The 24,025-nt window shown below is 71.1% G+C and carries 21 protein-coding genes; 9 read left to right on the top strand and 12 right to left on the bottom strand.

All coding sequences use genetic code 11. From position 1 onward, the window contains the following. Positions 1 to 196: 196 nt before the first annotated feature. The 3 genes from AB0J66_RS12915 (at position 197) to AB0J66_RS12905 (ending at position 5,403) form a co-directional block, all read left to right on the top strand. The gene (locus AB0J66_RS12915; protein ID WP_364659268.1) at positions 197 to 1,873 is read left to right on the top strand and encodes an ABC transporter ATP-binding protein; all 1,677 of its coding nucleotides are present in this window, start codon (positions 197 to 199) and stop codon (positions 1,871 to 1,873) included. Beyond that, on the top strand, positions 1,870 to 3,696 hold the full coding sequence (locus tag AB0J66_RS12910; RefSeq protein WP_364659266.1) for an ABC transporter ATP-binding protein: 1,827 nt from the start codon (positions 1,870 to 1,872) through the stop codon (positions 3,694 to 3,696). Before AB0J66_RS12915 ends, AB0J66_RS12910 begins: the two co-directional genes overlap by 4 nt. A 99-nt stretch (positions 3,697 to 3,795) precedes the next feature. Beyond that, positions 3,796 to 5,403 (top strand): trypsin-like peptidase domain-containing protein, encoded by a 1,608-nt coding sequence (locus AB0J66_RS12905; RefSeq protein WP_364659264.1) that lies wholly within the window; start codon positions 3,796 to 3,798, stop codon positions 5,401 to 5,403. Here AB0J66_RS12905 and AB0J66_RS12900 read toward each other — a convergent pair. The 4 genes from AB0J66_RS12900 to AB0J66_RS12885 form a co-directional block, all read right to left on the bottom strand. After that, entirely contained in the window at positions 5,400 to 6,347 is a 948-nt protein-coding gene (locus AB0J66_RS12900) for a carbohydrate kinase (RefSeq protein ID WP_364659262.1), read from the bottom strand. The two genes, AB0J66_RS12905 and AB0J66_RS12900, sit on opposite strands and share 4 nt — an antisense overlap. Positions 6,348 to 6,434: 87 nt before the next feature. Next, on the bottom strand, positions 6,435 to 7,775 hold the full coding sequence (locus AB0J66_RS12895; protein ID WP_364659260.1) for a hypothetical protein: 1,341 nt from the start codon (positions 7,773 to 7,775) through the stop codon (positions 6,435 to 6,437). Between the two features lie 50 nt (positions 7,776 to 7,825). Next, the gene (locus AB0J66_RS12890) at positions 7,826 to 8,401 is read right to left on the bottom strand and encodes a TetR family transcriptional regulator (RefSeq protein WP_364659258.1); all 576 of its coding nucleotides are present in this window, start codon (positions 8,399 to 8,401) and stop codon (positions 7,826 to 7,828) included. 31 nt (positions 8,402 to 8,432) lie between these two features. Beyond that, positions 8,433 to 9,563, bottom strand: coding sequence for a glutamate--cysteine ligase (locus AB0J66_RS12885; RefSeq protein ID WP_364659256.1), 1,131 nt, complete (start codon positions 9,561 to 9,563; stop codon positions 8,433 to 8,435). Between the two features lie 409 nt (positions 9,564 to 9,972). On the opposite strand from AB0J66_RS12885, the gene AB0J66_RS12880 reads away from it, so the two are divergent. Beyond that, complete coding sequence (locus AB0J66_RS12880; RefSeq protein WP_364659254.1) at positions 9,973 to 11,508, top strand: lysyl oxidase family protein; 1,536 nt, start codon at positions 9,973 to 9,975, stop codon at positions 11,506 to 11,508. 41 nt (positions 11,509 to 11,549) lie between these two features. Here AB0J66_RS12880 and AB0J66_RS12875 read toward each other — a convergent pair whose 3' ends face one another. The 7 genes from AB0J66_RS12875 to AB0J66_RS12845 form a co-directional block, all read right to left on the bottom strand. Then, positions 11,550 to 11,831, bottom strand: coding sequence for a hypothetical protein (locus AB0J66_RS12875; protein ID WP_364659252.1), 282 nt, complete (start codon positions 11,829 to 11,831; stop codon positions 11,550 to 11,552). 48 nt (positions 11,832 to 11,879) lie between these two features. Then, a complete protein-coding gene (locus AB0J66_RS12870; RefSeq protein WP_364659250.1) occupies positions 11,880 to 12,281 on the bottom strand; it encodes a nuclear transport factor 2 family protein in 402 nt (133 codons plus the stop codon). 284 nt (positions 12,282 to 12,565) lie between these two features. Next, positions 12,566 to 12,940, bottom strand: a complete 375-nt coding sequence (locus AB0J66_RS12865) for a helix-turn-helix transcriptional regulator (RefSeq protein ID WP_364659248.1) — start codon at positions 12,938 to 12,940, stop codon at positions 12,566 to 12,568. Next, positions 12,933 to 13,223, bottom strand: coding sequence for a hypothetical protein (locus AB0J66_RS12860; RefSeq protein ID WP_364659246.1), 291 nt, complete (start codon positions 13,221 to 13,223; stop codon positions 12,933 to 12,935). Before AB0J66_RS12860 ends, AB0J66_RS12865 begins: the two co-directional genes overlap by 8 nt. A gap of 174 nt (positions 13,224 to 13,397) precedes the next feature. Further along, complete coding sequence (locus AB0J66_RS12855) at positions 13,398 to 14,432, bottom strand: AI-2E family transporter (RefSeq protein WP_364659244.1); 1,035 nt, start codon at positions 14,430 to 14,432, stop codon at positions 13,398 to 13,400. Between the two features lie 23 nt (positions 14,433 to 14,455). Beyond that, the gene (locus AB0J66_RS12850) at positions 14,456 to 16,036 is read right to left on the bottom strand and encodes a glycoside hydrolase family 3 C-terminal domain-containing protein (RefSeq protein WP_364659242.1); all 1,581 of its coding nucleotides are present in this window, start codon (positions 16,034 to 16,036) and stop codon (positions 14,456 to 14,458) included. Continuing rightward, positions 16,002 to 17,027, bottom strand: a complete 1,026-nt coding sequence (locus AB0J66_RS12845) for a glycoside hydrolase family 3 N-terminal domain-containing protein (protein WP_364659240.1) — start codon at positions 17,025 to 17,027, stop codon at positions 16,002 to 16,004. The genes AB0J66_RS12850 and AB0J66_RS12845 overlap by 35 nt, the downstream gene beginning before the upstream one ends. 127 nt (positions 17,028 to 17,154) lie before the next feature. On the opposite strand from AB0J66_RS12845, the gene AB0J66_RS12840 reads away from it, so the two are divergent. From AB0J66_RS12840 to AB0J66_RS12830, 3 genes are read left to right on the top strand one after another with little or no spacing between them, the layout of a single operon-like run. Continuing rightward, the gene (locus AB0J66_RS12840) at positions 17,155 to 18,135 is read left to right on the top strand and encodes a GDSL-type esterase/lipase family protein (RefSeq protein ID WP_364659480.1); all 981 of its coding nucleotides are present in this window, start codon (positions 17,155 to 17,157) and stop codon (positions 18,133 to 18,135) included. After that, positions 18,132 to 19,013 (top strand): GDSL-type esterase/lipase family protein, encoded by an 882-nt coding sequence (locus tag AB0J66_RS12835; protein ID WP_364659238.1) that lies wholly within the window; start codon positions 18,132 to 18,134, stop codon positions 19,011 to 19,013. The genes AB0J66_RS12840 and AB0J66_RS12835 overlap by 4 nt, the downstream gene beginning before the upstream one ends. Before the next feature lie 26 nt (positions 19,014 to 19,039). Beyond that, positions 19,040 to 19,549, top strand: a complete 510-nt coding sequence (locus AB0J66_RS12830) for an SMI1/KNR4 family protein (protein ID WP_364659236.1) — start codon at positions 19,040 to 19,042, stop codon at positions 19,547 to 19,549. 7 nt (positions 19,550 to 19,556) lie between these two features. On the opposite strand, the gene AB0J66_RS12825 is transcribed toward AB0J66_RS12830, so the two are convergent. Continuing rightward, entirely contained in the window at positions 19,557 to 20,693 is a 1,137-nt protein-coding gene (locus AB0J66_RS12825; RefSeq protein ID WP_364659234.1) for an ROK family transcriptional regulator, read from the bottom strand. Positions 20,694 to 20,795: 102 nt separating this feature from the next. Between AB0J66_RS12825 and AB0J66_RS12820 the strand changes: the two genes are divergently transcribed. Continuing rightward, positions 20,796 to 21,752 carry an acetylxylan esterase gene (locus AB0J66_RS12820; protein ID WP_364659232.1) on the top strand — a complete coding sequence of 319 codons (957 nt, stop codon included), beginning with the start codon at positions 20,796 to 20,798 and terminating at the stop codon, positions 21,750 to 21,752. A gap of 13 nt (positions 21,753 to 21,765) precedes the next feature. Further along, positions 21,766 to 24,018: a glycoside hydrolase family 95 protein gene (locus tag AB0J66_RS12815; protein ID WP_364659230.1), complete on the top strand. Its 2,253-nt coding sequence runs from the start codon at positions 21,766 to 21,768 to the stop codon at positions 24,016 to 24,018. The last annotated feature ends 7 nt before the right edge of the window (positions 24,019 to 24,025 follow it).

Raw genomic sequence — 24,025 nt, 5'->3', positions numbered from 1 at the left:
AGAGAGAAAGGACAGGACGACCGTCAGCAGGAGCCGATAGAGGATGACCAGGCCGACCGCGAACCCGACGAGGGACAAAATCGGTCTAAAACGCCCTAACATTGCAAGGCACTTAGTTAACTATAAATCTGACGATTTCCCCGAGGCTCGTCACTCAGGTTAGCCTTACTTGATCTTTAAGTGAGGAGCTCGGCGGTTGTCCCGAAACGCGAAGCCCGGCACCGCGATCCTGCGCAGGGCGGTCGCCCGCAACGGCAAGCACCTCTGGAGCGGCACCGCGCTGGCCGGCGTCTACCAACTGTGCGCGGCGCTGGTGCCGGTCCTCATCGGCGTGATCATCGACCGGGCCGTCGGCCGCGGGGACCTGACCGCGCTGCTGGTCTGGATCGGCGTGCTGATCCTGACCTACCTGGTGCTGGCGATGACCTACCGCTTCGGGGCCCGCCACCTGATGCGGGCCATCGCCGAGGAGAGTCACGCGCTCCGGGTCGAGGTGGCGGCCCGGATCCTGCACCCGCGCGGCCTGCGCACCGAGATGCGGCCCGGTGACCTGCTCACGGTCTCGACCACCGACGCCGAGTACACGTCGTACTTCCTCGACCACATCCCGCGGATCAGCAGCGCCGCGGTCGCGGCCGCGGTCAGCGCCGTCACGCTGCTGGTGATCTCGTTGCCGCTCGGCCTGATCGTGCTGATCGCGACGCCGATCGTGCTGGCCGTCCTGAACCTCACCGCCCCGCTGATCGCGCGCCGGGTCGGCGACCAGCAGCGGCAGGCCGGCAAGGCCACCTCCGTCGCCACCGACCTGGTCACCGGTCTGCGCCCGCTGCGCGGCATCGGGGCCGAGGACGCCGCGGCCGAGCGCTACCGGACGGTCAGCCGCCTCTCGCTGGCCGCCACCGTGCGGGCCGCCCGTACCCAGAACGCCTACCAGGGCGTCTCCACGCTGCTGAGCATGCTGCTGGCCGGCGGCATCGCGATCACCGCCGGCTGGTTCGCGCTGACCGGCCGGATCACGATCGGCCAGTTCATCACCGTGATCGGCTCGGCCCAGTTCCTCATCGAGCCGTTCGGCGTGCTCGCCGTCGTCCCGAGCTGGGTCGCCACCGCCCGGGCCTCGGCCGATCGGGTCGCCTCGGTCACCCGGGCCGGGCTGGTCCTGCCCCCAGGAGACAAGATCATTGGCGGTACGGAGCACGACCTGCGCCTGGCCGGTGTGTCCCACGGGCCGCTCAACGGTCTCGACCTGCACGTGAAGCCGGGTGAGTTCGTCGGGGTGGTCGCGCACCGGCCGGCCGATGCGGAGGCGCTGGTGCGACTGCTGGCGGTTCCCGACGCGTACGGCGGGAAGGTCTTGCTCTCCGGAGAGCCGCTGGAAGAGGTGGAGCGCGCCGAGGCCCGCCGCCTGCTGCACGTCGAGCCGCATCAGACCGACCTTTTCACCGGCACCCTGGCCGGCAACATCGACCTGTACGGCGGCGACCGCCTCGACGACGCGCTGCGGGCGGCCGCGGTCGACTTCCATGACGACCTCGGCGCGCCGGTCACCGAACGCGGCACGAACCTCTCCGGCGGGCAGCGCCAGCGGCTGGCCCTGGCCCGTGCGCTGCTGACCGGGCCGCCGTTGCTGGTCCTGCACCACCCGACGACCGCGGTCGACGCGGTGACCGAGCAGGCCATCGCCGACGGGATCCGGACGATGCGGCACGGTCCCGGCTCGTCGTTCGCGACCGTGGTCATCACCAGCAGCCCGGCCCTGCTCGCCGCGGCCGACCGGGTCGTGGTCATCGGCGACGGTGCGGTCACCGCCGAGGGCCGGCACGCTTCGCTGAGCGTCCACGACGAGACCTACCGCCGGACGGTGCTGCGATGACCGACATTTCGGACGCCGGCGCGGGCGCTGCCGGCGCGGGCCCTGCCGGCGCGGGCGCTGCCGGCGCGGGCGCTGCCGGCGCGGGCGCTGCTTCGGCCGGTCTGATCCTGCCGGTGGCGACGCCGCTGGTGACCCGGGCCTGGCTCGGCGCCGACCTGCGGACCCGGAAGGCGGAGAGCGCGTTCGCCCTGCTCGCCGGGTTGCTGGCCGCGGCCGCTTCGATCGCGCCCGCGTACGCCCTGGGTCTGCTGGTCGACCGCATCCAAGCCGGCGGCGACGCCGGCGCCGTCATCCCCGTGGCCGTGGTCATCGTGGTCTCGGCCGTGGTGGGCGGCGCGGCCACCGGCGTGGCGGGCTTCCTGATCGGCCGACTGGGCTCGGGCATCCTGGCCGACCTGCGCGAGCGCACGGTCGCCACCGCGCTGCGGCTGCCCGCGCTCGTGCTCGACCGGGCCGGCCGCGGCGACCTCCTGTCCCGGGTCAGCGCGGACATCGCCGCCATCGACCGGGCCGTCAAGGAGGTCCTGCCCGGCATGATCTCGGCGCTGCTGCTGGCCACGCTGAGCCTGATCGCCATGCTCGGCATCGACTGGCGGCTCGGCCTGGCCGGCGCGGTCGCCGGGCCGCTCTACGTGATCGCGCTGCGCTGGTATCTCCCCCGCGCCGCCCCGTCCTACGCCGAGGAGCGGGTCGCCATCGCCGCCCGCTCGCAGCTCTTCGTCGAGAACATGCAGGGCCTGGCGACCGTGCACGCGTACCGCCTGGAAGATCGTCAACTCGGCGACATCGCGCTGGCCTCGGCCCGGGCCCGCGACATCTCGATCAACGTCTTCGGCTTCTACACCCGGTTCGTGGGCCGCATCAACCGGGCCGAACTGACCGGGCTCGGCGCCGTGCTGGTGACCGGGTTCCTGCTCGTCCGGGGCGGCTTCGTGACCGTCGGCGAGGTCTCGGCCGCCGCCCTGCTCTTCCACCGCCTGTTCGGCCCGATCACCCTGCTGATGGCCACCTTCGACCGGGCCCAGGACGCGGGCGCCAGCCTGGCCCGCCTCGTCGGCGTGCTCGGCCTGCAGGTGGAACGCCGCGAGGTCGTATGCCGGCCGGCCGGCCGGGATCTCGCGCTCGACCGGGTCACCTTCGGCTACGGCGGCGCACCCGTGCTGCGCGAGGTCACCCTGCGGGTCGGGCCGGGCGAACGGGTCGCGCTGGTCGGCGCCACAGGCGCGGGCAAAACCACTGCGGCGTCGCTCGCCGCGGGCATCCTCCGGCCCGACCAGGGGTACGCCACGGTGGGCGGCGTTCCCGTCAACGAGCTGCCGGCCCGGACGATCGCGATCGTGAGCCAGGAGACCCACGTCTTCGCCGGCCCGCTGGCCGAGGATCTGCGGCTGGCCCGGCCGTCCGCATCGGACGAGGAGATCAGCGCGGCGCTGGACCGCGTCGGCGCCCTGGGTTGGGCTGAGGCGCTACCCGACGGCATCAACACGGTCGTCGGCGACGGCGGCCACCAGCTGACCGCCGCCCGGGCCCAGCAGCTGGCCCTGGCCCGGGTGGTCCTGCAGGATCCACCGGTCGTCGTGCTGGACGAGGCGACGGCCGAGGCCGGCAGCGAGGGCGCCCGCGATCTGGAACAGGCCGCCACCGCGGCCCTGGAAGGCCGCACCGCGCTGCTGGTAGCCCACCGCCTCACCCAGGCCGCCGCGGCCGACCGCATCGTCGTCATGGAACACGGCCGAATCATCGAGGTCGGCCCGCACGCCGACCTGGTCACCGCGGGCGGTCGCTACGCCCAGCTGTGGGCCGCTTGGTCGGCCCGCACCTGACCCGCCAACCTTTGTCCAGCAGACGCACAGCGGTTCCATAGATTTCCGCACTACACCGGGAGACGGACGCGGTTGCGGCCGTGACAGAAGGAGACCCCGGTGAGCATTCCCGACCAGCACACGCCAACCCCGGGCCAGGGCGCCTGGCCCCCTCCCAGCGCCCCCGAGCCGAGCGGCGCACCCCAAAATGGCAGCGCGCCCTACAGCGGCGGCGCGCCGCACACCGGCGACACAGCTCAGTTCGGCGCCGCACCCCAGCTCGGCAACCCAGCCCACCCCGGCGCCGCACCCCAGCTCGGCAACCCAGCCCACCCCGGCGGCGCACCCCAGCTCGGTGGCGCTCCCCACGCCGGCGGGCCCTATTCCGGTGGCTGGGCACCGTCCGGCGGGTGGCCGCCGCCCGGTGGGTGGCCTCCGCATGGTGGGTGGCAGCAGCCGGCCGACCCGCATGGGCGTCCGCGGCGGACGCGGCGGATCGCGGTGGCTGTCGGGGCCGGTGTGGCCGCGCTTGTGATTGCCGCCGGGGGCGGATTTGCGGCCGGCTGGTCGCTGCACCCGGACACCGGCAGCGCTGCGTCGCCCGTGCTTCCGCTGGCCCCGGCGACCGGCTCGCAGTCCGGCGGCGGCCTTGGTTCCGGGTCGGGCGACGGCTCGGGCGGCGGATTCGGTTCAGGGTCGGGTGGCGGGTTCGGCTCGGGGTCGAGCGGCGGCTTCGGCAGCGGATCGAACGGGGGATCGGGCGCCTCGGGGACGACGGCGGCCGGTGGGGCCACCGATGCTCAAGTGGCTGCGGTCGCCGCCAAGGTGGACCCGGCACTGGTCGACATCACCACGGTCCTGGGCGCCCAGAACGAGGAGGCGGCCGGCACCGGCATCGTGCTCACCGCGGACGGCGTGATTCTGACCAACAACCACGTCGTCGCCGGGGCCACCAGCATCACGGTCACCGACATCGGGAACGGCAGGAACTACCAGGCCGCCGTCGTCGGCTACGACCGGAGCGCCGACATCGCCGTGCTCAAGCTTTCCGGCGCGTCCGGCCTGACCACCGCCAGCCTCGCGACGACGACCGTGAAGACCGGCGACCCGGTCGTGGCCATCGGCAACGCCGGCGGGACCGGGGGCACGCCCAGCGCGGTCGGCGGGGCGGTCACCGCGCTCGGGCAGTCGATCACCGCTTCGGACGAGTCGAGCGGCTCGTCGGAGCAGCTGACCGGCCTGATCGAGGTGAACGCCGACATCGAGGCCGGCGATTCCGGAGGCCCGCTGCTCACCACCGGCGGCCAGGTCATCGGCGTCGACACCGCCGCCTCGGCCGGTTTCCGCTATCAGGCGTCCGGCGGCGACGGGTACGCCATCCCGATCGCCACCGCCACCAAGCTGGCCACCCAGATCCGGGCCGGCCAGTCGTCCTCGGCGGTCCACATCGGCGCCACGGCCTACCTGGGCATCGAGACCACGGACAGCAGCGGCACGACCGGCCCCGCCATCCTCGGCGTGGTCGCCGACTCCCCCGCCGCCAAGGCCGGCCTCACCCGCGGCGACGTGATCACCTCGGTCGCCGGCACCCAGGTCGGCTCGGCCACGGCCCTGACCACTTTGCTCGACCGCTACCACCCCGGCAACAAGGTGAAGATCGCCTGGACCGATGTCTCCGGCCAGTCCCACACCGCCACCGCCACCCTGGCCACCGGCCCGGTCGGCTAACCAGCGGACAGGTGAATCAGCTCGACGGGGCCCTCCACGCGGAGCGGCCCCGCCGCGTACGGCACCAGGAGAGTGTCTCCGCGCCGTACCGGCAGATCGTCGTTCTCGCCGCGCAGGCGGCCCTCGCCGGACACCGCGACCAGTACGCCGAAGCCACGGGCCACCTCGTCGCCGCCGTAAAGACGGCGGGCCGCGAAGAACTCGTCGGCGGCCGCGGGCAGCAGCCGGTCGGCCGTGCCGCGGAGCCCCTCGAGCCGCGACGGGCTCCAGGCGCCGCGGTCGACGCAGGACAGGGCCAGGTCGTAGCCGAGCCCGAGATGCCCGTCGGCCAGGCCGAACTCCTGGTATTCGAGCAGCACCGAGAAGTCGGTCGGCTCCTGGATCTCGACCAGCAGGATCCCGTCGCCGATCGCGTGTGGCAGCCCGGCCGGGCACAGGATCGCGTCGCCCGCCGCCACCGGGATCTTGTTGGTGGCCCCGAGCATCCCCGCCGAGTCCTGGCCCTTCACCCACCCGGCCAGTTCCTCGCTCGTGACGTCACGAGCAAAACCCAGATGGACGTACGCGTCGGGGCGCGCCGAGACGATCACCCACGCCTCGGTCTTGCCGTACGGCGAGGCGAGATGCGCAGAAGCAAACGAGCGATCCGGATGGACGTGCAGCGGAAGCCGCTGGCCCGCGTCGAGAAGCTTCACCAGAATACCAGTGTCGGCCCGGTCCGGCCCGAGCCAATACCGCGGCTCGGACGAGATCGCGTCGGCCAGCACCCGCCCGTCGGCCAGGCTGGACAGCCCCGACGGCGCCAGCCCGAACCGGCTGGTCACCGACCCCACCCAGTCCTCGGGCCGATCGGCCAGCGCCGCCCCGTTGCGGAACTCGGCGATCCGCCCGGCACCCCGGTAGAACGTCTCCGGCTGGTTGGCGGCCAATAGCTCAACGGTCATGGTGCTCAGCCTTCAGGTCAGGTGTGCGCCGGCGCACGCGGGGAAAACGCCAAGCCCGACAGTAGTGGCATCGGACGCCGGCCGCCCTCAGCCGGCGAGGTCGATGACGAACCGGCTCGGGCCCTGTTTGCCCACGGTGACAGGCGCCGCAGACCCGGCGCCGCGGCGCAGGACGACGTTCTCCGGGTAGATCTTGCCGAGGAGAGCCAGCAGAACGAGGCCGTCGACCGCTCCCGCCTCCACCGCGACGTCCCCTTCCCTCGTCCAGAGCAGGCCGTCCGCGGCCAGAGCGGCTCCCGCGCTCACCTTGCTTCGACTCGGCCACTCCCCATCCGCCGGCCGTCCGCGATCCGCCTCGGGTCCGTCGGTTGCCGGCCGCAGGCTGACCTCCGTCGGCTGGTGGTAGGCGTAGCGGTGGCCCCGCAGAGCCTGGCCGAGGTCGACGGAGACCGTGCCCCTACCCTCCATACCGATTTCGATGCGGGCGGTCCGCACTCCGCCCCGAGCCGGTCCCGGAACGACACGGGCGGCGCCGGGCGGCGGCATCTTCCCAGCCGGGGCGGGGAGTTCCTCGACAAGCGTGCGCGGCGCCGCGAAGTAGTCCGCGGTCTCGGTGACGTAGGCGGTCGGGACAGCCCCTGGCGACGCGGGATGCCAGGTCAACAGATAGGCGGGCGCCGTCACCGGCGAGGCGCCGACAACCGCCGGGAGCACCGTGCCGCCATCGTGATCAAATCCGTACGCCGCCGTCCTGCTGTGCCCCGCCGGCTCTGCGTCGAGGCCGGCCGGCGTTTCGGTGTCGGCGGGAGCGCCGGTGATCGCCTGGTGGGCGAAGGCGACGACGCTGCCGTGCCGGATCTGGCGGAACAAAGCCTCGGCCAGGAAACGCTCGCGGGCCGGTTCGATGTGGCGCAGGCCGGCGGGCGTCACATGCAGCGGCACCTCCGCAGCGTTGGTGAAGGGCAGCAGCGCGTCCCGGAGCAGGACCATCTGGTGCAGCCACTCGTTGTAGAGCTGCATGCCGACCGGTCCGCCGCGCCGCCCGAGCAGCATGTCGGCCGCCTCGTGAGTGAGCAGGTGCCCGTCGCAGTTGCTGCGGATCGCGAGGGGTCCGCCCGGCAGCGCCATCGGCTTGTCGAGCAGCTCGTCCAGCGCCTCGGCCGCCCACCCGGCGATCAGGTCGCCGACCACGCGGGCCTGGGCCACGAGTTCGCCGTTGGCCCGTGAGCCCTCCGTCAGCGGCAGACTGCTCTCCCGCGTACCCGGGCTGAGCGTGGCCCGGATCTGGTCGTCGAGCACGCCGCGGTCGAACTCCAGGCTGGCGTCGATGACGCCTTGCAGCAACGGCGTACATCCGGCGAAGAACTCCCGGGCCGTCATCGAGCCCGCCGGCGGGAAGGTGTTCCAGGTGGCGCCTCCGAGCGGCATGGCCGCCTCCCTTTCTGGATCGTTCGTTACAGATAGCGGGCACAAAAAACTCAGTCGAGGACGTCCAGCGCAACCTCCACGAGCGGCTCGAGGGCCCGCCGGTCCGGCGTCGCCTTGGCCGCCACCAGCAGCCCGTTGAGAAAGGTGACCAGGAACTCCGCGAGCCGCCGGGGCGGCCGAGCCGAGGTGATCTCCCCCCGCTCGGCGGCCGCGGTCAGCACGTCGGTGAGCGCGTCCTGGCTGGCGGTCAGCGCCGCCCGGACCATGGCCCGGGTGGCGGCGTCGGCCGGCAGCCGCTCGGTCGCGGCGTTGACGAACAGGCAGCCCCGCCCGTCCTCGGTCGCGATCCGGATCCGCTCGACCAGCATGGCCCGGACCGCCGACCGCGCGTCCGTGCCGGCGTCGAGGCTGCGCAGCGCCTCGGCGGCCAGCGTCGACCGGTAGTGCCGCAGGGCCGCCTGGTAGAGCCCGTCCTTGCTCCCGAAGGCCGCATACAACGAGCCCTGCCCGACGCCGAGATGGTCGGTGAGATCCCGGATCGACGTGGCCTCGTACCCCCGCCGCCAGAACAGCTCCATCGCCCGCGCGACCGCCGCCTCGGTGTCAAACTCCCGCGTCCTGGCCATGCCAGGACGCTAGCAAATCTGTAACGCCCGTTCAAGAAAGGCCTTGGCGCAGCTCCTGAACCAGGGAGGCGACGACGGCCTTGAGGCTGCCGTCGTTGGCGTCGGCCACCCGGAGCTGGCGCTGGTAGCTCGCGCCGCCGGCGACGATGTCGCGGAGTTTCTCCAGCTCGGGCGTGCAGTCGAACGCCTCGGCAACCGGCGCCAGCGTGGGCAGCAGCTCCTCGAGGTCCTTGGTGACGAGCAGTTCGTCGCCGGCCGCGTTCTGGATGATGATGGCCTCCATGCCGTAGCGGGCGGCCCGCCACTTGTTCTCCCGGACGAACCAGGGCTGCAGCGCCGGCACCTCACGCCCGGCGTCGAGCTCGCGGGAGAAGTGCTCGACCAGGCACTGGGTCAGGGCCGCGATGGCGGCTATCTCGGCGGCGGTGGAGATGCCGTCGAAGGTACGGACCTCGATCGTGCCCCACTTCGGCGAGGGCCGGATGTCCCAGCGCAGCTCGTTCAGGTCCTCGATCACTCCGGTGTGGCTCAGGTCGGCCACCAGCGCCTCGTACTGCTCCCACTCGGTGAGCTGCGGCGGCAACCCGGCCGTCGGGAGCTGCTGGAACATCAGCGCGCGATTCGAGGCGTACCCGGTCCGCTCCCCCGCCCAGAAGGGGCTGGAGGCGCTGAGCGCCTGGAAGTGCGGCAGGTAGGTGAGCAACCCGTCGATGATCGGCAGCACCTTGCGGCGGTCGTCGACCGCGACGTGCACGTGCACGCCCCAGATCATCATCTGCCGCCCCCACCACCGGGTCCGGTCGATCAGGGTGTCGTAGCGCGGCTTGCCCGGCGTCACCTGCTGCTGGAACCACTGGCTGAACGGGTGGGTGCCGGACGAGATGAGGTCGACCCCCTTCGGCTCGGCCACCTCGCCGACCCGCTCGACCAGGCGCATCAGGTCGGCCACGGCGTCCCGCGCCCGCCGGTGCGGCGCGCTGACGATCTCGACCGTGTTGGTCAGCAGCTCGCTGGTGACATGCGGAAAGCCGTCGGCGGTCCCGATCTCGGCGAGCAGCTCGGGCGCGGCCGGGGCGAGTTCACCGCTGCGCCGGTCGACGCACGCGATCTCCCACTCGATCCCCAAACGCGATCTGTCCGACCGGGCGAAGTCGATTCCCATAACCACACTCTACGTAGTCAAAGTTGCTCGGAGCGTCATAGCAGCGTAGACGCAGATCTATGCGAGTCCGGTCGCTCGTCCTCGCCGCCACGCTGATCGGCCCGGCTCCGTCGGCGCCGGCCGAGATGACCAGCCTGCCCCCTTTCCCCAGTGATCATTTCACGGTGGCGGATCGCAGCAGCCCGGCCGAAGGCGACGTTCCTGTTGACCGGCAAGGTCATCGATGTCTGCCACAGCCGGGCCGGCCCGCGCATCTGACTTTCGGCCGAGGGCCGCCTTCGGCCATTAGGCAGAGATAGTCACCAATTTGTGCCACGTCCTGGGAACCTCACAGGTTCCTCACAGCCGTCCTCTTTGGATGTTCCGGCAGCGGTCACTTCACCGGTGGCCGCCCGACCGGAAGGACCCCATGACCACTCGTTCGCGCCTCCTCAGGTACGGCGCCGTCACGGCGACGCTGGCGCTGACCGCCGCCGGCGTGGGTGTGGCCCAGGCCGCGGCCACACCTCCCCCGCTGTCGTTCGTCGCCGCCACCCCGCAGGTGACCGCCGAGCGCTACAACTACGACGGCGACATCTACTTCTCGTTCGACCTCGGCCTGCACGTGATCGCCGGCAAGGACCCGTTCGAGATCTGGGCCAAGCGCAGCGGCTACGACAAGCCGATCGTGGCCGAGCGGACCGTCGTCCAGAACGGCAAGAAGAAGAAGGTGGCGCTGCCGGCCGGGCTGGTCACCGACTTCACCGGCCTCAAGGACTTCACCTCGATCTCGATCGCCGACGAGAGCGGCAAGGTGGTCACCGAGTACAAGACGTCGTTCTGCGGCAACTCGTGGTCGGCCCGGACCCGGCCCGATGCTCCCGCCACCAACCCGTACCCGGAGGGCTGCGGCGGCTACAACCCGTTCACCCTCGGCGCGGTCTGGGGCGTCCAGGCCGGCTGGGACGCCACGATCGCCGACCGGCCCGAGACCGAGGACTTCCTCCTGCCGGTCGGCAAGTACACCGCCACCGCGACGGTGAACCCGGCCTACCGTTCGCTGCTGGGCATCCCGGCCGAGCAGGGTACGGCCAAGGTCGAGGTCGAGGTGGTCGACGCCGAGATCGACAAGGGCGGGCTGGCCCGGGTCAAGGCCGCCTCCGCCAAGAAGGCCGTGCAGGCCCACGAGGAGCACACCGAGGACGGCGCGGCCCAGGTCTCCACGTACGTGCCCGAGCTGCGCGCCCCCGCCAAGCGCCCCACCCCGCTGAAGGCCGCCCCGGCCGCCGGCCCCCGGCCCGACCTGCGCTCCCTGCCAGCCTGGGACATCGCGCTGTCCGAGGAGGACGGCAAGTCGTACGTCAACTTCGGCGCCACCGTCTGGAACGCCGGCACGTCCCCGCTGCTGGTCGACGGCTTCCGCCGCTCCGGCACCGAGCTGATGGACGCCTACCAGTACTTCTTCGACGCCAAGGGCAACCAGGTGGGCAGCCGCGAGGCCGGCACCATGGAATGGGACCCGCGCGAGGGCCACAAGCACTGGCACTTCACCGACTTCGCCCAGTACAACCTGCTCGACTCGACCCAGAAGCTCGCCGTCCGCAGCGGCAAGGAAGCCTTCTGCCTGGCCAACACCGACGCGGTCGACTACACCATCGCCAACGCGAAGTGGCGCCCCGACAACACCGACCTCTCCACCTCCTGCGGCGCCAACACCGTGGTCGCCGTCCGTGAGGTCCTCGACATCGGCAACGGCGACACCTACAGCCAGTACCGCCCCGGCCAGTCGTTCGAGATCACCGACCTGCCCAACGGCACCTACTACATCCAGGTGCTGGCCAACCCCGAGAAGAAGCTGGCCGAGCTCGACACCACCAACAACTCGGCCCTCCGCCAGATCATCCTGGGCGGCACCCCCGGCGCCCGCACCCTGACCGTCCCCCCGGTCCACGGCATCAAGGGCTGACCTCCGCTGTACGCGCCCCGGTCCCTTCCCGGACCGGGGCGTCAGGCCACTTGCCGCCCGGACGCGTCCAGCTTGTGCCCGTTCCAGTACAGATCCCACTCGTCATCGACGTGCTGCGGCACCTTGCCCTCCGGGAACCGCACATACCCGGCTGGTGGTTGCTCGCTGTCCTTGACGCACGCCCGCCCGGTGTAGCTGTCCACCGCCGCGACGGGGGACTCGCCGTCGCTGCAGATCGCTTCCCGGTAGGAGCATCCGGCGGTGAGCCCAGCCACGAGAACGGCGGCGGCGAGCAGAAACGGCGTACGGCCCCGATGAGTCATGCCGAGAAGTCTTGTCGACTCCGCCGGGGCGGGCATGCGTACGCGTACTCAGGGATGCAGCGGCGTGCGCCGGGGGATCACCTTGCGATACGCGATACGCCATCCAGCCGCTTCCCGGCGCACGACGTCCTCGTAGACGACGCTGCCCACGCTGCCAGTGGTGGAGACCCCGATCCCCTTCGAACGCACCCGCACCGTGCCGTCCGGGTCCTCGGTCACGCAGACGTTCGTGACGTGATGACCGACGGGGTTCGCCTCGCCCACGGCCTGGCTGGCCTCGCTGATCGCCTCGTACCCGTGCAGCTCACCCAACCCGAACGCGGAGACGTCATAGACGACGTCGCTGCAGAACAGCTCGCCCATCCGGTCGAACTCGCCGTTGTCCATCAGGTGGCCGTGCAACGAGACCAGCTCATGCACGGCAAGCCTGTCTTCAACCGACAGCGTCATCGGCGGCTCTCCTCAACCCTCAGGCCGACAAACTTCAGCGAGCACGTCGCGTCGATCTTAAGAATCCTTGGTCAGGGGGCGATCGGCGGCTTCCGGCTGATCCGCCTCCCGCCCCGGCTGGGCCGGGGGGTGGTCACGATCGAGTTGAGGACCGCGTAGACGACGATTACCAGGAGCAGCAAGCGGAATGTGCGCAACACAACCGGCCAAAACGCCGAGGTCGCCTTCGCCCGGAGGAGCGGTCCGCGCCCGGTTGGTCGTCGCCAACGATCAGCGCGCCGCGCTCAGTGCCTGATCAACGGCGTCAGGTCTACTTCGATGTCGTGTCCGGCGATGGTGACGACTACGCGTGGGCGGTCACCGGCGGCCGCCAGATAGCTGGCGAGTGTTGACAGCAGCATGTCAGGGCGACTTTCGATGCGGCTGATCTCCGATTGCGCAACGCCCATGGCTTTGGCCAGCTCGACCTGCGTGAGATCTGCGGCCTTGCGTACTGCCGCGAGGTTCTCGGCGTAGATCCGGTCGGCCTCGGCCATCTCGGCGTGGATGCTGTCGATGCGCTCGGCGGCGCCGCGCCGTGACCGTAGGCGGGCGATGCGTGCCTGGGCAGCGTCGGTGCCGACAAAATCGATGGGCTGCTCGGCAGGCTGGTCAGTCATCGTCGCCTCCATCGGTCAGTCTCAGATAAGCCGCGATCACTTGGTCGGCGCGGCTGCCGACGCTGTTGTCGAACACATCGCCCATCTGAGCTTTGTCGTTGCCGAACAACACGATCACCGGTGGCGCGTCAGGCGGGAACCAGACGATGAGACGGATCGCGATGCCTTCTCGGAAGGGGTGCGAGACCCCCCAGACTTGATAGTTGCGGGATTGCCGAACACGCTTCAGAGTCGGTGTCTCGTCCGTCGGTGGGTCTTTGAGGTCCTGCAGGTACTCCAACATCGCATTGACATGAGGGCACGCCTCTTTGTCGCGGGGCCGACCGCCGGGCACCGTAGTGACAAGTCGGCAGTTCGTCACCGTCCTGCGCCGCATTCGCACAGCCCGGCGTAGGCCGTCGGCGGCGAGGTGATGTCACGCCGCAGGTCGAAGGACTTCCGCGCCGTTAATCCACCTTTAGGGCCGGTGATTCGTGGCGGCGTCGGTGAAGCCGGCCAGCCAGCGGGCGGACGGGACGGCGTCGATGAAGATGGCCTTGGCCAGGAGGCTGAGCGGGATGGCGAGGACCGCGCCGGCCGGGCCGAGGGTCCAGGCCCAGAAGGCGACGGAGGCCATGGTCACCGTCATCGACATGCCGACGGCGTCGCCGACGACCTTGGCCGGGACGATCGTGGTCACGATCGAGTTCAGGACGGTGTAGACGACGATCACCAGGAGCATGCTCGGCCAGCCCTGGGTGAGCAGGGCCAGCAGGGCCGGCGGGGCCAGGCCGATCAGGAAGCCGACGTACGGGATGAAGTTGCACACGGCCGCCAGCAGGCCCCACAGGAACGGCAGCGGGATACCGAGCAGGAGCAGGAAGACCGTGTCGAGGATGCCGACCGCGATCGCGAACGCCCCGGTGATGGCCACGTACCGCCGGGTGTTGGCCACGAAGCCCGTCAGGGCGCGGGCCAGCCGGGGATGGTCCTCGCGCAGCGGCGTGAAACGCCGGCCGATCTGGGACGACTCGACACCGATGAACAGCAGCAGGCTGTACGCGAGGATCAGGCTCGCGACGACACCGGCCACCGAGGGCAGGTGGGTGGTGAGCCAGCCCGCCGCCGTGGGGAGGTCGATGTCGCGGATGAGTTCGCGGATCTGCTCGCGGCCGATCCCGAGCTCGGCCAGGTGGTCGCTCAGCCGGCGGGTTGCCGTGGCCGCCTCGTCGAAGTACTGCGGCAGCGTCGTGGCCAGCCGGGCCATCGCGTACACCACGACCGCGACCAGGCCGAGAATCACCCCGAAGATCGTCAAGATGAGCGCGGCCAGGGCCACCGCCGCCGGTACGCCCCGTCGCCTCAGGCCGGTGTGGACCGGATGGACCAGGATCACGATGGCGAGCGCGAACGCGGCCGGGGTGACCAGCCAGGCCAGCTCCCGCAGGCCGAGCACGGCGACCACGATGCCGATGATCACCACGAAGACCGTGACCGTGCGCGGGAATCTCATCGCGGTCAGCATGGACCACCGGATCACCCGGGCACGTCACCCGGAACGGATGATCGGGTCGCTCTGACGACGAAGGTGCCGCGCGCGGAGGCCCCGCCGTACGTCACGGTCGCCGTGATGGTGGCGACGCCGGGCGCCCGCACCCGTAGATCGTGGGTGACCACCGAGGGGCGGTTGCTTTCGTAGCGTACGGAGAAGCCCGAACGCAGCAGGGTCTGGTCGGTCAGGGCGACCGTCAGGTGCGGCTCGATCCGGCGGCCGACGGGGAACTGGAGCCGCTGGGTGATGCCCCGGGCCGGGTCGTCCGGGGTGACGGGCTTGGCCGTGACCACGGCCGGGGTGGCCGGCGGCGGAGCGCTGACGGAGGCGTACAGCTGGTGTTTGACGTCGGCGCTGGAGGCGGAGAGCTGCAGCCCGTAGCGTCCGGGGTCGACCCGGAACGCCGTGCCGTCGAAGAATGCGAGGTCGGCCACCGCCACCGGCAGAGTGAGCCGGGCACTCTGCCCCGGCGCCAGCGAGACCTTCCGGAAGGCGACGAGCCGTTTGCGGGGCCGCTCGGCCGCGGCCGGGGCGTCGGGGGTGGTCGCGTAGAGCTGGGCGACCTCGGCGGCGGCCGGTGACCCGGTGTTGGTGACGGTGGCGGTGACGGTGACGGTGACGGTCAGCGTGGTCGGCGACTGTTCGAGGCGGACGCCGTCGTAACGGAACGTGCTGTAGCTGAGGCCGAAGCCGAACGGGTAGGCGATGTGGCCGGTGAAGTATTGATACGTACGGCCGGGTGTGCCGCGGATCGCGTACGACTCGATGGGTGGCAACTCGTTCTCGTCGGCGTACCAGGTGAACGGCAGCCGGCCGCTCGGCGTGACTTCGCCCGTGATGACATCGGCCAGGGCCTCGCCTTTGCGCTGGCCGTTGTACGAGCTCCAGAGGATCGCGCCGACTTGCCCGGCGAACGGCGTCACGTCGACCTGGCCGACCGTTTCGAGATAGACGACGGTGCGGGGGTTGATCCGGGCGACCTGCCGGATGAGATCGGCCTGCCCGGCCGGTAAGGCGAGCGTTTCCCGGTCGTTGTCCTCGCTCGCCGTGTCCCGGTCGGTGCCGGCGTAGACGATGACCGCGTCATATCCCGCCAGGGCGCGCAGGGCCGCCGGCTCAACGGCGTTGACCTCGCCGGGTGCGGCCCCCGGCACATATGCAGCGCCGGGAAGACCCTGCCGGCCGTTGACCGCGTTGGCCGTGCCCGAACGGGTCTGGTCGCTGGAATACCCGCCCAGATACATGTCGACCGGGTCGGCGTAAGAGCCGACGATCGCGACCTTCGCGCCGCGGCGCAGGGGCAGCAGATTTCCCCGGTTCTGCAGCAGCACAATGCTCTCGTCGGCCACCGCGCGCGCCATTCGCAAGCGCTCCGGGGTCTGCGTGACCGCGTGGTTGGCCTCCGAGTTGACCCACGTGCCCGGGTCAAGTCGAGCCCGCGCCGCCGCCACCCACGGCACCCGGTCCTCGGCGTCGAACTCGCCGAGCGCCATCCGCGCGGTGAATAACCGGACCACCGACACGTCCACGTCATTCTCGTTGTAGACGCCGTTGTCCGTACGCACCCCCGCGGGCCACCGCCGTTGGAATCGTGTTCCCGTAATGCCATTCGTCGTGGTAGCCCATGTTGCAATTGAGGTCCTCGCCGGCCGACTGGGCCCACGCCGTCCGCCCGTACTGGTCGAGCGGGGGCCGCCAGTTCTGCCCGGCCATGATTTCGTACACCGCGTCGCAATCGGACGTGAAATAGCCGTCGAAGCCGTACGTCTGCCGGGCCAGCGTCTCCATAAGGTGGGTGTTGGCGGCGGACGGGACCCCGTTGACGGCGTTGTAGGCGCTCATCATCGACCCCGGCCGGCTCCATCGGATGATGTCGCGGAATTGCGCGGTGTAATACTCCCGCAGCGTCCGCTCATCCATGTCGGACGATCCGTTGAGGCGATTCGACTCGCTGTTGTTGGCCGCGTAGTGCTTCAGCGTGGCCACCGTCTTGAGATAGGCGCCGTCGCCCTGCATCCCGTTCACGAAGGCGGCGGCCAGCTTCGCGGTCAGCCGCGGATCCTCGCCGAACGTCTCGTCGTTGCGCCGCCACCGCGGGTCCCGGGCCAGATTCACCGTGGGCGTGTAGAAGTCCAGGTCGAGCCGGTTGTCCCGGACCACCTCGCGGGCCTCGTCCGAGATCATCGAGGCTTCGCGGCGGACGAGCTCCGGGTTCCAGGTCGCCCCGAGCGACAGTGACACCGGGTACGAGGTCGTGTTGACCAGATCGGACGGCTGGTCGCCGTCGTTCACCTGCTCCCGGGCGACCCCGTGCGCGGCTTCGTTCCACCAGCCGTACGCGGCGACGCCGAGCCGCGGAACGGCCGGCGCCATGCTGCTGATCATCTGCGACGACTTCTCGGCCAGCGTCATCCGCCCGACGAGATCGGCCGCGCGTTCCGCCGGCGAGTACCGCGGATCGAGATAGATCACCTGATCGGCCGCCGCCCTGACGGCATCGCCCCCGACCACGCCCGACAACACCACGACCAGGACCACTGCGACCGTACGCCTCATGGCGACCCCTCCCCCGGGAGCGTTCCCAGCGTAGAACCCCCGGCCCGGGCCGTCGAGCACCCATTGATTGACATCGATCGATGCATGCCGGAGCATGGGAGCGCTCCCGAGAGGAGGGATCGTGCTCATGCGACGTCTGTGCACGGCTCTGGTGGCCGCCGGGGTCCTGCTGATCGGCTGGTCCGCGCCGGCTCAGGCCGCCATCGACGCCAACATCAGCTTCGTCGGGCGGTGGAACACCACCAACGCCTCGGCCTACGTGCCCTACTGGGCCGGGGCCTATCTCCGGGTCGGCTTCACCGGCACGACGGTCAAGCTCAAGCAGCGCAACACGATTCAGCTGTGGGCCAGCATCGACGGCAAGGCGTTCACGTCGTTCACCGGGAGCGGCACGATCAACCTGACCCCCACCCCGCTGGCCGCCGGCAACCACACGCTGATCGTCAGCTACCGGCAGGTGGCCGGCTCCTACACCGGCGACGCCGTCTTCCAGGGCCTGATCCTCGACGCGGGCGCCACCACGTTCAAGGCGCCGGCCCGGAGCGGGCTGATCGAGTTCATCGGCGACTCGATCACCGCCGGCACGACCAGCAGCCGGCTCGCGGTGACCGGCTACGGCTTCAAGACCGGCGAGCTGCTCGGCCGCGACCACACCCAGATCGCCATCGGCGGCATGTGCCTCTCCGAGACCACGGACGGCTGCTGGGCCCACGAGACCCGCTACTGGATGTCCAGCGGCGGCCAGGCCGGCGCGGACCAGTGGAACTTCGCCCGCTACACGCCGACCACGGTCGTGATCAACCTCGGCACCAACGACAAGAGCCACGGCGTCAGCGCTCCCGACTTCCAGGCGAAGTACACCAGTTTCCTGGCGAAGATCCGGGCCAGATTCCCGAGCGCCCGGCTTTTCGCCCTGCGCACCTTCATCGGCCGCTACGCGGCAGAGACCCAGGCGGCCGTACGGGCCCGAGCCGCGGCCGGCGACTTGAACGTGTTCTACGTCGATACCACGGGCTGGCTCCCGGCCGACGGCCTCAGCGACTCCGTGCACCCGAACGACAAGGGCCACCAGGCCATCACCGACCGACTAGCGCAGGTGATCCGATGAAGACGCTTCTGGCCGCCGCCATGATCGTCGCCACCACCGGCTTCGGCGGCGTCGCCACCGCCCAGGCCCCCACCCCCGCCTGCGCCGCACCCCCAGCGGCAATGACGTCGACGGCCGGGGCGGCGGAAAGGATGGCGGCGGCAAAGGTCGCGGTGGGCGCGGAAAGGGCCGTCGCGCCCACCAAGGTGTGGATGGCCGGCGACTCCACGATGATGAACGCGAGCGCGTGCCCGATCGGCTGGGGCAGCCAGTTCGCCTCGTACCTCACCGCCGACGCCACCGTGCAGAACAGCGCCGTCGGTGGCCGCAGCATCCAGACCTGGCTCTACGAGGGCAACGTGACCTCGACCAAGAACGCGGCCGGCGAGTGCACCCTGAGCTCCACCTCGTACAGCTCCCGCTGGACCACCATGCTGAACGGTTTCCGCAGCGGCGACCACCTCATCGTCCAGTTCGGCATCAACGACGGTGACTCGGCCTGCCCGCGGCACGTCGGCCCCGCCCGCTTCAAGGAGCTGCTGGGCGTGATGGCCACGGCGGCCAGGGCCCGGGGCGTACAGCCGATCTTCGTCACCCCGGTCGCCGCGATCACCTGCAGCGGCGGCACGGCCGTCGGCAACCGCGGTTTCGTCGCCGAGACCAAAGCGGCCGCCACCGCCAACGGCGTACCCGTCATCGACCTGCACGCGCGCAGCGTGGCCCTCTACAACTCGCTCAAGCTCTGCCCCAACAACGGCGACTACACGACCGGCGCGGTCGGCGCCTTCTTCTGCAACGACCACACCCATTTCGAGGCGGCCGGCGCCCGCCAAATCGCCGCCCTGATCGCCACCGCCCTGCGCGAGCAGAACATTGCCCTCGTCGCCTACCTCCGGTAAAGCCCCCACAGTGGGATAATTCGGACATGATTCTCGTCGACTGGTCCCGCCTTCTCACCGAGGCCGACGGCTATGAGACCCGGCCGCCGGTCGAGGAGGACGAGCTGGCCGCCTACCCGGAGCTGCCGCCCCAGCTGCGCAAGCTCTACCTGGTCAGCGACGGCGTCTTCAACCGGTACGGCCAATGGTTCCTGGTCTGGCCCCTGGCCGAGCTGGCCGCCCGCAACGAACTGAGCCGCGCCGAGCCGGCCGCCGGGGAGGAGCCGAGCCGCGCCGAGCCGGCCGCCGGGGAGGAGCCGAGCCGCGCCGAGCCGGCCGCCGGGGAGGAGCCGGCCGCGCGCAAAAAAGCCACGAAGCTGCTGGCGTTCGGTGACGACGGCACCGGGGGCCGGTTCTGCGTGTTGCGGGACGCCGCGCCCGGCGTGTTCCTGTGGGACCCGTTCCTCGCCACCCCCCGCTGGCTGGCCAACGACCTCGGCGACTTCTGGCTCGGCTGGACGACCGGCACGATCACGACGTTCGACCAGGCCGCCTGACCCCGGCCTAGACGACCAGCGCCTTGATGCTCACGGTGGCCGCGCCGCGGGCCCACTCCTCGAACGGCAGCGGGCGGATCGACAGTGGGCAGTCGGCGGCGGCCCCGAAGGCCTGGCGCTGGAAGCCGGCCCGGATGTGCGGCTCGAACAGGTCGTAGGCCGACAGGCCCTCGCCGGAGACGACGATCCGGGCCGGGCCGACCAGGTTGGCCACGGCCGCGATGGCCGAGCCGATCGCGTCGCCGGCCCGGGCGAAGGCCTCGCACGCCGCCACGTCGCCCCGGCGGGCTCGCGCCACGGCGTCGTCGAAGGTGAGCGCCCCCGGGACCTGCCGGACGATCGCGTCGGCGCCGGCGATCGCCTCCACGCAGCCGCGGCTGCCGCAGTGGCAGGCCGGGCCGTCCGCGTCGATGCCGATGTGCCCGATCTCGCCGGCCACGCCGTGCGCGCCGGAGATCAGCCGGCCGCCCACGACCAGGCCGCAGCCGATCCCGGCGCCCACGGTGACCAGGGCGAACGACTCGGCGCCGACGCCCTCGCCGAACCAGTGCTCGGCGATGGTCAGCGCCTTCACGTCGTTCTCGACCGTGACGGTGAGGCCGGTGATCTTCTCCGCCCGTTCCCGCAGCGGCACGTCGTGCCAGCGCAGGAAGGGCGAATAGCGGACGAGGCCGGTGAGGTGGTCGACGTCGCCGGAGACGGCCAGCCCGAGGCGGCGGGTGCGTGCGCGGTAGTCGCCGGGACCGTCGAGCAGCTCGTCGACGAGTTCGCCAAGCTGGGTGAGCACGCTGTCGACGTCGGCGCCGGACAGCCGCCGGTGGGCCGACGTGCGTACCGCCGCCTTGAGATCGCAGACGACGCCGATGAGCTCGTCGCCGGTGATCTTCACGCCGACGAAGAACTCGCAATCGGCCCGGATCGCGAGAGGACTGGCCGGGCGACCGGCGCCGGGGCCGGTGCGCTCGGTGGCGGCCAGCTCCTCGAGGTAGCCCATCTCGATCAGCGGCCGGGCCGCCTTGGTGACGGCGCCGGAGGACAGGTCGAGGCGGCGGGCGAGGGCGACGCGGCTGAGCGGGCCTTCGGTCAACACGGCCGTGAAAACCGCTGTAACTGCGGGCGCGAGCGCGTCAGCCTCGGGAAACATGGCAGAAATCTAAGCTCAATAATTTCCTTCGTCAAGTATTGATTTGGCCGTATACGCCGACCTACGCTCGCCGCACTCACGAGCGCAATGAAGGGCTGACGCATGGCCATGTTCGACCTCCCCCTTTCCGCACTTCAGGACTATCGCCCGGCGCTCACCGAGCCGGACGACTTCGACGGCTTCTGGCGGCGCACCCTCGCCGAGGCCCGCGAGCACGACCTGGCCGCGGAAGTAAACCCATTCGACGCCCTGCTGCCCGGTGTGCGCGTGTTCGACGTGCGCTACAGCGGATACGACGGCCAGCGGGTGGCCGCCTGGCTGCTGATCCCGGCCACTGCCCTCCAAAAGGTGCCCTGTGTCGTCCAGTTCATCGGCTACGGCGGCGGCCGCGGCCGCCCGCACGAGTGGCTGCTCTGGCCGGCCGCCGGCTACGCCGTGCTCGTGGTCGACTCCCGCGGTCAGGGCGACGGCGACACGCCCGACCTGGCCGGCAACACCACCCCGCACCACAACGGCCTGATGACCCGCGGCGTGCTCGACCCGGAGCAGTACTACTACCGCCGCCTGTTCACCGACGCCGTCCGCGCGGTCGACCTCGCGGCCACCCTGGCCGAGGTCGACCCCACCCGGATCGTGGTGGCCGGGGCCAGCCAGGGCGGCGGCATCGCCCAGGCGGTGGCCGGCCTGCACGACGGCGTCCGGGCGGCGCTGATCGACGTGCCGTTCCTGACCCACTTCCGGCGGGCCACCGAGCTCACCGACTCGTACCCGTACCGTGAGCTGTCGGCCTTCTGCGCCGAGAACCGCGACCGGGTCGAGCAGGTCTTCCACACCCTGGGCTACTTCGACGGCGTGCACTTCGCGGCCCGGGCCACCGCGCCCGCCCTCTACTCGGTCGGCCTGATGGACGACGTGTGCCCGCCCTCGACGGTCTACGCCGCCTACAACCACTACGCCGGGCCCAAGCAGATCCAGGTCTGGCCGTACAACCGGCACGAGGGCGGCGGCTCGTTCCAGGCGCCGGTCCAGCTGCCCTGGCTCCGCGACCAGCTGGCCTGAGGAGACGAGTCACATGCCTTCCACGGCCTTGTGGTACGACCGTCCGGGCGAGCGCTGGTTCGAGGCGCTGCCGATCGGCAACGGCCGCCTCGGCGGCATGGTGTACGGCGGCGTGCCCACCGAGACCATCCGGCTCTCCGAGTCCACCGCGTGGTCCGGCGCGCCCTCGGGCACCGACGTGAGCCCGACCGCGCGGGCGCAGCTGCCGGCCATCCGCCAGTTGCTGTTCGACGGCCAGTACGCCGAGGCGCAGCGGCTGGCCGAGGAGCATCTGCCCGGTCATCCCACCTCGTTCGGCACCAACGTGCCCCTCCCCCGCCTGCGCCTCGACTTCCCCGGCGGTTCCTTCGAGAACTACCGTCGCTCCCTCGACCTGGATACCGGCCTGGTCCGGGTCGAGTTCGATCAAGAGCAGAACCATGCCGTACGCGAAGTGTTCGCCTCCCATCCGCATGGCGTCATCGCGATGCGCCTCGCCGGGCCCGTCACCCTCTCGGCCACCCTGGACGACACCTCGCTGCCCGGCACCACCACGGCCACCGAGGCCGGGCTCGCGTTCAGCGGCCGGGCCGTCGAAACGCTGCACAGCAACGGGAAGGACGGCGCCGCGCTGGAGATCCGCGTCCGGTTCATCACCGAGGGCGGCACCCAGCGGTACGCGGATGACACGTTCACGATCACCGGCGCCGACTCGGTCGTCGTGCTGATCGCCGTCGGCACCGACTTCAACGGCGACGACCCGGTCGCGCGGGCCGAGAAGTTGTTGGCCGACGCCCCCGGCTACGACGATCTGCGCGCCGCGCACGTCGCGGACCACCGGCGTCTCATGACGCGGGTGTCGCTCGATCTGGGTGAGCCGGTCGCGCTTCCCACGGACGTACGCCGGGAGCGGCTGGCCCGCGGCGAGCGGGACGACGACCTGATCGCGCTGTACTACCAGTACGGCCGCTATCTCACCGTGGCCGGTTCGCGGGCGGACTCACCGCTGCCGCTGGCCCTGCAGGGCGTGTGGAACGACGGCTTCGCCAGCAGCATGGGCTGGAGCAACGACTTCCACCTGGACATCAACACCCAGCAGAACTACTGGGCGGCCGAGTCCGGCCACCTCGCCGAGTGCCAGACCCCGCTGTTCGGCTTCCTGCGGCGACTCGCCGACGCGGGGCAGAGCACCGCCCGGGAGATGTACGGCGCGGGCGGCTGGGTCGCGCACACGGTCACCAACGCCTGGGGTTACAGCGCGCCCGGGGCCGGCATCGGCTGGGGCCTGAACGTCACCGGCGGCGCCTGGATGGCCCTGCAGCTGTGGGAGCACTACGAGTACCAGCCCGACGAGGAGTACCTGCGCGAGCACGCCTACCCGGTGCTCCGGGGCGCGGCCGAGTTCCTGCTGGACTATCTGGTGCCCGAGCCCACCCACGGCTGGCTGGTGGCCGGCCCGGCCGAGTCGCCGGAGAACGCCTATCTGGCCCCCGACGGCACCCGATGCTCGGTCGCCATGGGCACCACCGCCGACCGCGCCTTCGCCGAGGCGATCCTGCGCATCTGCGGCCAGGCCGCCGCGATCCTCGGCGTCGACCCTGAGCTTCGGTCTCGGGCCGAGGCGGCCCGCGCACGACTGTCGCCGTTCCGGATCGGGCGGCACGGTCAGCTGCAGGAATGGCTCGACGACTTCAACGAGGCCGATCCGGCCCACCGGCACACGGCCCACCTCGTCGCGCTCTTCCCGGAGCGGCAGGTCTCGCCGCGGCGTACGCCCGAACTGGCCCGCGCGGCGGCGGTGACCATCGAACGCCGGCAGGCCGCGCCGGGCTGGGAGCAGACCGAGTGGGTGGAGGCCAACTTCGCGGCGTTCTACGCCCGCCTGCTCGACGGGGACCGGGCCCTGGCCCACGTGACCCGGCTGATCGGCGACGCCAGCGAGGCCAATCTGCTCAGCTACTCGGCCGGCGGCATCGCCGGGGCCGAGCAGAACATCTACTCGTTCGACGGCAACTCCGGCGGCAGCGGCGCCATCGCCGAGATGCTGCTGCAGTCCGACGGCGAGGAGATCGAGCTGCTGCCCGCCCTGCCCTCCACGTGGCGCGACGGCTCGGTCCGCGGCCTGCGCGCCCGCGGCGGCTTCACCGTCGACCTGTCCTGGAGTGACGGCCGGCTGGCCGAGGCACGCCTGCGCTCCGACGGCCCGGCCACCGCCCGCGTCCGCTACCGGGAGACGACCAACGATTTCGTCTGGGAGCAGGCGAAGGAGATTCAGGTCAGGATCTGACCGGACC

This window comes from Actinoplanes sp. NPDC049598 (assembly GCF_040675435.1).
Classification (GTDB): Bacteria; Actinomycetota; Actinomycetes; order Mycobacteriales; family Micromonosporaceae; genus Actinoplanes.
Note: the sequence above shows the minus strand (reverse complement) of the source record. Positions and strands in the feature narration are given on the sequence as shown.